The organism is Streptomyces sp. NPDC002490 (assembly GCF_040296045.1).
Classification (GTDB): Bacteria; Actinomycetota; Actinomycetes; order Streptomycetales; family Streptomycetaceae; genus Streptomyces.
The window spans coordinates 1-6,241 of record NZ_JBEOWM010000003.1 but is presented as its reverse complement, the minus strand read 5'-3'; the positions used below and the strand labels follow the sequence as shown (position 1 = coordinate 6,241).

The following is a 6,241-nucleotide window of genomic DNA, read 5'->3' as shown; positions in this document are numbered from 1 at the left end:
GCGCCGCGCCCGCGGGGCGGGCCCCCCCCCCCCCCCCCCGGGCGGGGGGGGGGGGGGGGGCCCGGCCCCCCCCCCCGCCCCCCCGGCCCCCTTCCGTCACTCCCGTGACCGTCCGCCCCGCCGGGCCTACCCCGCGGCCCGGGCCGGGAAGTGCGGCCCGGCCGCGAGTTGCTCCGCGTGCAGATGCGACACCAGCGCCGCCTCGAACTTGGAGCGCAGGCTCAGCTTGCGCACGATGCTCGCGGTGTGCGCCCGCACGGTGCGCTCGGCGATGCCCAGGTGCCGGGCCAGCCTCCGGTTGGTCTCACCCGAAGAGAGCAAGCGGAGCACCTCCCGCTCCCGGTCCGTGAGCACGGAGAAATCCAGCGGACCGTGGACTGCCGGCTCGGTCAGCATTCTCACTTCACCACTCCCCAACTGGCCTTTCGATCCTCCACAACTGCGTCACAGCCCCTCATGGAACCCCCGTTTCTCCTTTACCGATGTCTTACGATCCCCGTGCGCGACACCATCGCCGCGGGCCTGTGACCGGGCCCGCGACCCGCTGGTGACGGGCGGCACCACACGGCAGCGTCAGCACTTCGGGGGAACAATGAGCGGCAGCAGCATGGCGGTACTCGGTCTCGATCCGACCGCGGAACGCCTCTACCGACACTTCCTGCGCAACCCGCACACCTCCGGCGAGGACGTGCACCTGCTGCACCACGCCCCTCCCGAGGAGGTCACCGCCGCCCGGGAGCGCCTGATCGCCCTCGGACTGCTGCGGGTCGACGGGACGGGCGAACTGGCCCCCACCGAGCCGGAGCTGGCGGTGGACCGGCTGATCCGCGTCCGCCTCCAGACCCTCCACGAGGAGTTGCAGCAGGTCACCCAGGCCCGTCACCTGGTCGGCGAGCTGCGCCGCGAACAGGGCGCCGGCTCCCGGCCCGCCCAGGACGTGGAACGCCTGGAAGTGCTCTCCGAGATCCGCACCCGGATCGACGACCTGGCCTTCTTCGCCCGCGAGGAGATCCTCTCCGTCGAGCCGTACACCGAGTTGACCCCGGAGAACATCGCCCACGCCCGCCCCCTCGACGCCCGTTGCCTGCGCCGCGGCGTCCGCATCCGCAGCGTCATCCTCGGTCGGGCGCTCGACCATCCGCCGACCGCCGCCTACCTGCACGAACTGGCCGCCCAGGGAGCCGAGATCAAGGTGATCGACGCACTCTCCGAGCGCATCCTGCTGTACGACCGCCAGACGGTCCTGGTGCCCGCCGACCCCGCCGACACCTCCCGCGGCGCCCTGCTCACCCGGCAACCCGGCCTCGTCGCCAACGCCTTCGCGCTGTTCCAGAAGATCTGGGACGAGGCCGCCGACCTGCCCGGCCCCGAGGGCTCCGGGGACCCGGCCGCCTACCCGCTCTCCGCGGTGGAGAAGCTGGTGCTCGCCGAGATGTGCCGGGTCGGCAAGGACGAGACGGGCGCCCGCAACCTCGGCATCTCGGTGCGCACCTACCGGCGGCACATCGCCGAGCTGCTGCGCGTCCTGGGCGCCGGCGGTCGGGCCCAGGCAGCGCTGTTGGCACGTGAAAGGGGCTGGGTCTGACGGGCCGCGCCCGCCGGGCCTCAGCCGCCCGGCGCGAGCGCCTCCCAGTGCGCTAAGGCCCGGTCCGCGAGGGCCCCGGCGAGCCAGTCCGCCACCGCGTCGGCCCCCCGGTCCCCGGGCGCAAGCACCCGCAACACGATGTGTCCGTCCTCGATCCGCTGGTGACAGCCCCAACCCACCGGCAGCAGCGCCACCAGCCGGATCGACGCGGTCTCCGCGGCCCCCGCCGCGGCGGTGGCCGCGGCCACCCGCACCTCGTGCCCGGCCACGGCCGCCTCACTGCCAACCATTGACGCCCCGCACCTCGTCCAGGGCGGTCCGCAGGGAGTCCCACAGCTTCCCGGACGACTCCACCACCACCGACCAGTGGACCACCGCCGGGCGGACGTCCGCCGGGGTCTCCCACCCGGCGGGCGACGCCTGGGCCGGCGCCACCATCGCCCACGCCCCCACCACGGCCATCAGTACGGTGCTCCCCGCCCGGACACCAGCCTTGACGCTCATCATCGCCTCCACGAATCGACAGAAGATCGCTGGGAAATCGATGGGAAGAGGTCTTCCCCCCGTTGCTTGCCGGCGAGATCAAGCCTCTCAACGACGGGGTGGCCGAACCACGGCGAAACGTGTCAGCTTCCTGCGCAGGCGCGGGCACTTGATGCCACGGCGGAACGCCCGGTGGGTCCGGCCCCCGGAGTGCCGGGAACCGGACCCACCGGGTCCGCGATGTTCGTGTCGTCCCGCGCGGGTCGAGGGCGCGGGGGGTGCTACCGGAGGGGCTACGAGGTGGCCGCGCCCTCGCTGCCGGCGGAGCCGGTGGTGCTGGCACCGCTCGCGCCGCTGGCGCCCGCACCGGCCGAGCCGGTGGTGCCGGAGCCGCTGGAGTCGGTGCCGCCGGCCGCATCGCCGCCGCCGGTCTCGCTGCCGCCGGTCTCGCTGCCGCCGTTGGCGCCCTCCGTGGTCCCGGTGGAGGTGCCGCCCTCGGTGGTGCCGGTCGAGTCGCCGCCCTCGGTGGCGCCGCCGCCGGTCTCGCCGCCCTCGGTGGTGCCGGTGGAGTCGCCGCCCTCGGTGTCCGTGGGCGGGGTGGCCGGCTGGGAGGCGCCCTGGGTGGGCTGCTGTCCGCCGTGGGTCTGGCCGCCGCCGCTGGTGCCCGGCTGCTGGCCGCCCGAGGACGGGTACTGGTTGCCGCCGCTGGTGGAGCTGGAACCGCTGCCGCCGCCGCTGCCGGTGCCCCAGTTGTTGGGCTTGCTGGTGGTCGACTCCTCCGTCGGCTCCTTCTCCTTCTCCTTCTTCTCCTCGGGCTTCTCCGACTGGGTCGCCGGAGTCTCCTTCTTCTTCTGCTTGTTGTCCTCGGCGTCGTTGCCGGCCAGCTTCACGGCCAGGGCCACGCCAGCGATCACCGCGATCACCGCGAGGGCGGCCACCACCCACAGGTTGTTCCGGCGGCGCCCGCCGCCACCGCCCTGGGTGTCGTAGCCCTGGTCGTAGCCGCCGTACCCGCCGTCACCGGACGGACGGACCATGGTCTGCTGGATCTGGGCGGTGCCCGAGTCGGGGTGCGGCAGCGCCGTGGTGGCGGCGACGCCCATCGCCGGGGTGTACCCGCCGTCGTGCCCGGCCACCGGCCCGGTGTTCCAGGTGCCGGTGTGGCTGCCCTGCTCGTACAGCATCTGGATGCCGTACTGGATCAGCCCCCGCATCTCCTCCGCGGTCTGGAACCGGTCGTCCGGGTCCTTGGCGAGCGCCCGCATCACCAGGCCGTCCAGCTCCGGCGGCACCCCGTCGGACACCTCGGACGGCGGCACCGGCATGTCCTGCACGTGCTGGTACACCACCGACAGCGGGGTCTCCCCGGTGAACGGGGGCCGCAGCGCCAGCAGTTCGTAGAGCAGACAGCCCGTCGCGTACAGGTCGGACCGGTGGTCGACGGCCTTGCCGAGGGCCTGCTCGGGGGAGAGGTACTGCGGGGTGCCCATGACCATGCCGGTCTGGGTCATGGTCGACTGCGCGCCGTGCAGGGCGCGCGCGATGCCGAAGTCCATCACCTTCACGGCGCCGTTGTGGGTGATGATCACGTTCGCCGGCTTGATGTCGCGGTGCACGATGCCGTGCTGGTGCGAGTAGGCGAGCGCCTCCAACACCCCGGAGACGATGATCAACGCCTGTTCCGGGCCCGGGGCCTCGGCGTTGATCAGCAGGTCGCGGATGGTGCGACCCTCGACGATCTCCATCACGATGTAGGGGACGGTCTGGTGGCCGACCTGGTCCTCGCCGGAGTCGTACACGGCGACCACGGAGTGGTGGTTCAGACCGGCGACCGACTGCGCCTCACGGGTGAACCGGGCCTTGGACACCGGGTCCTCGGCCAGATCGGCGCGGAGCAGCTTCACCGCGACGGTGCGGCCCAGGCGGACGTCCTCGGCCGCGAACACCTCGGCCATGCCGCCCCGCCCCAGCCGGTGGGTCAGCCGGTACCGGCCGTCCCCGACCAGTCCGCCGTTGCCCCAGTTCTCCGGCGCGTCACCCATACCGCCACCAGATGCCTCGGGGTCGGACGGGCCCTGGGCGCGCTGCGTCTGTGCCATGGGTCCTCGCCGTCGTTTCTGCCCGCGTACGCGCGGTGGTTGTTACGGTCTCCGCCGGCCAACGCTACAGCCTCTGCCGGCCGCCACGGTCCGAGATGGACCGGCCATCAAACCCGTAACCCCGCGATAGGGGCAAATCCGTGGGCGCCCGGTGAAGGCTCCGTCACGCTTGCGCGACGCTTCGTTCGCGTACGGTCACGGAACGGGCATCGAACTTGACGTGTCGGTGGCCTCCGGCAGACTTGGCCGGGAATCGCACCATCGATACACCGCGCTCGGGGGGCCGGGACGACCGTCACCCGCCCGTGCCTCTGGGGGACGCAGACCATGAGCCAGGACGGCGCGCAGGGCCGCTACGCGGGGCGATCGGTCGGCGGGGGGCGCTACCAGCTGCGGGACCTGCTCGGCGAGGGCGGCATGGCCTCCGTCCACCTGGCGTACGACTCGGTGCTCGACCGGCAGGTCGCCGTCAAGACCCTGCACACCGAACTCGGCCGTGAGCCCGCGTTCCGCGAGCGGTTCCGGCGCGAGGCGCAGTCCGTGGCGAAGCTCACCCACACCAACATCGTCTCGGTCTTCGACACCGGCGAGGACGAGCTGAACGGCGGCGCCACCCCGTTCATCGTCATGGAGTACGTCGAGGGCCGGCCGCTCGGCTCGGTGCTGGAGTCCGACGTCCGGCAGTTCGGCGCGATGCCCAACGACCAGGCCCTCCAGGTCACCGCGGACGTCCTCGCCGCCCTGGAGATCAGCCACGAGATGGGGCTGGTCCACCGGGACATCAAGCCGGGCAACGTCATGATCACCAAGCGCGGCGTGGTGAAGGTGATGGACTTCGGCATCGCCCGGGCCATGCAGTCCGGGGTCACCTCGATGACCCAGACCGGCATGGTCGTCGGCACCCCCCAGTACCTGTCGCCGGAACAGGCGCTCGGCCGGGCCGTCGACGCCCGCTCCGACCTGTACTCGGTGGGGATCATGCTGTTCCAGCTGGTCACCGGGCGACTTCCGTTCGAGGCGGACTCGGCGCTCGCCATCGCCTACGCCCACGTCCAGGAACACGCGGTCGCCCCGTCGAGCATCAACCGGTCGGTGCCCCCGGCGGTGGACGCCCTGGTGGCCCGGGCGCTGCGGAAGAACCCGAACGAGCGGTTCCCCAGCGCAGAGGCGATGCGCGAGGAGTGCCTGCGGATCGCCCGCTCGCTCCAGCCCGCGGCGCCCAGCATCGTGGCCGGCGCCCCGACCGCCAGCGGCGCCGGCGTCGCCTCGGCCGTCTTCCCGCCCGTCGACCAGCAGACCGCCGCCCCGCCGCCCGGCCCGGTGCACACGCCGTACCAGCAGCCGCAGCCCGGCCCCTACGGCCCGCCGACCCCGTCCCCCGGCCCGGGCTACGGCTACCCGCAGCAGGGCTACCCGACCCCGACCGGGTACCCGCAGCAGCAGCCGGGCCAGCCCACCGCCTACGGGATGCCCCCGCAGCCCGGGCCGCCGGCCACCGGCAAGCGCAAGCCCACCCGCAAGCGGGCGCTCCTGTACTCCCTGCCCCTGCTGATCGCCGGCGCCGTGGTCCTCGCCAACAGCCTCGTCAAGAACAACGGCGAGGAACCGGCCGAAGCCGAGCGCACCCCCAGCGCCTCCGCGCCCGCGAAGGTCGAGGGCTATCGGGGTCCCGACACCACCAAGACCATCAAGACCACCGAGTGCACCGAGCCGGAGACCGCGTACGACGACGAGAACAAGGTCGAGATGCCGGACTTCGTGCTCCGGCACATCAGCTCGGTGAAGGAGTGCCTCCAGGCCGCCGGGTGGCGCTTCGAGGAGACCGAACTCAACGAGAACACCTACGGCGACGGGGCCGTGATGAAGCAGTTCCCCCCGGCGAACACCTCCTTCGACCCCGAGGACCCGCCGACCATCCAGCTCGACGTCTCCACCGGCAAGCCCGCGTCCTAGCCCCGGAACGGGTGGGGGGCACGGCGGTCGACCCAACCTGGTCTACGTCGACGACTACGGTGCACGGCACAGGCCCATCGGGTTCTCCTTGAACAAGTCGAGTTTCGGCACCTTTCCCGGG

6 protein-coding genes are annotated in these 6,241 nt (G+C 72.6%); 2 read left to right on the top strand and 4 right to left on the bottom strand.

Annotated features, from left to right (window positions below; genetic code table 11):
- Positions 1-126: 126 nt before the first annotated feature.
- Positions 127-396: a LuxR C-terminal-related transcriptional regulator gene (locus ABT092_RS02300; RefSeq protein ID WP_351238840.1), complete on the bottom strand. Its 270-nt coding sequence runs from the start codon at positions 394-396 to the stop codon at positions 127-129.
- Between the two features lie 196 nt (positions 397-592).
- Here ABT092_RS02300 and ABT092_RS02295 point away from each other — a divergent pair, with 196 nt between their 5' ends.
- Positions 593-1,585, top strand: a complete 993-nt coding sequence (locus ABT092_RS02295) for a helix-turn-helix transcriptional regulator (protein ID WP_351238838.1) — start codon at positions 593-595, stop codon at positions 1,583-1,585.
- A 20-nt stretch (positions 1,586-1,605) separates the two neighbouring features.
- On the opposite strand, the gene ABT092_RS02290 is transcribed toward ABT092_RS02295, so the two are convergent.
- From ABT092_RS02290 to ABT092_RS02280, 3 genes are all read right to left on the bottom strand, one after another.
- Positions 1,606-1,875 (bottom strand): hypothetical protein, encoded by a 270-nt coding sequence (locus tag ABT092_RS02290; RefSeq protein ID WP_351238836.1) that lies wholly within the window; start codon positions 1,873-1,875, stop codon positions 1,606-1,608.
- Complete coding sequence (locus tag ABT092_RS02285; RefSeq protein WP_351238834.1) at positions 1,862-2,089, bottom strand: hypothetical protein; 228 nt, start codon at positions 2,087-2,089, stop codon at positions 1,862-1,864. The genes ABT092_RS02290 and ABT092_RS02285 overlap by 14 nt, the downstream gene beginning before the upstream one ends.
- Before the next feature lie 272 nt (positions 2,090-2,361).
- Positions 2,362-4,167, bottom strand: coding sequence for a protein kinase domain-containing protein (locus ABT092_RS02280; RefSeq protein WP_351238832.1), 1,806 nt, complete (start codon positions 4,165-4,167; stop codon positions 2,362-2,364).
- 327 nt (positions 4,168-4,494) lie between these two features.
- On the opposite strand from ABT092_RS02280, the gene ABT092_RS02275 reads away from it, so the two are divergent.
- A complete protein-coding gene (locus tag ABT092_RS02275; protein WP_351238830.1) occupies positions 4,495-6,120 on the top strand; it encodes a protein kinase domain-containing protein in 1,626 nt (541 codons plus the stop codon).
- Positions 6,121-6,241 lie beyond the last annotated feature (121 nt).

Bases quoted from the DNA above. Each gene is read 5' to 3' on its own strand.
- ABT092_RS02300 (WP_351238840.1), bottom strand. From the start codon at position 396: ATGCTGACCGAGCCGGCAGTCCACGGTCCGCTGGATTTCTCCGTGCTC.
- ABT092_RS02295 (WP_351238838.1), top strand. From the start codon at position 593: ATGAGCGGCAGCAGCATGGCGGTACTCGGTCTCGATCCGACCGCGGAA.
- ABT092_RS02290 (WP_351238836.1), bottom strand. From the start codon at position 1,875: ATGGTTGGCAGTGAGGCGGCCGTGGCCGGGCACGAGGTGCGGGTGGCC.
- ABT092_RS02285 (WP_351238834.1), bottom strand. From the start codon at position 2,089: ATGAGCGTCAAGGCTGGTGTCCGGGCGGGGAGCACCGTACTGATGGCC.
- ABT092_RS02280 (WP_351238832.1), bottom strand. From the start codon at position 4,167: ATGGCACAGACGCAGCGCGCCCAGGGCCCGTCCGACCCCGAGGCATCT.
- ABT092_RS02275 (WP_351238830.1), top strand. From the start codon at position 4,495: ATGAGCCAGGACGGCGCGCAGGGCCGCTACGCGGGGCGATCGGTCGGC.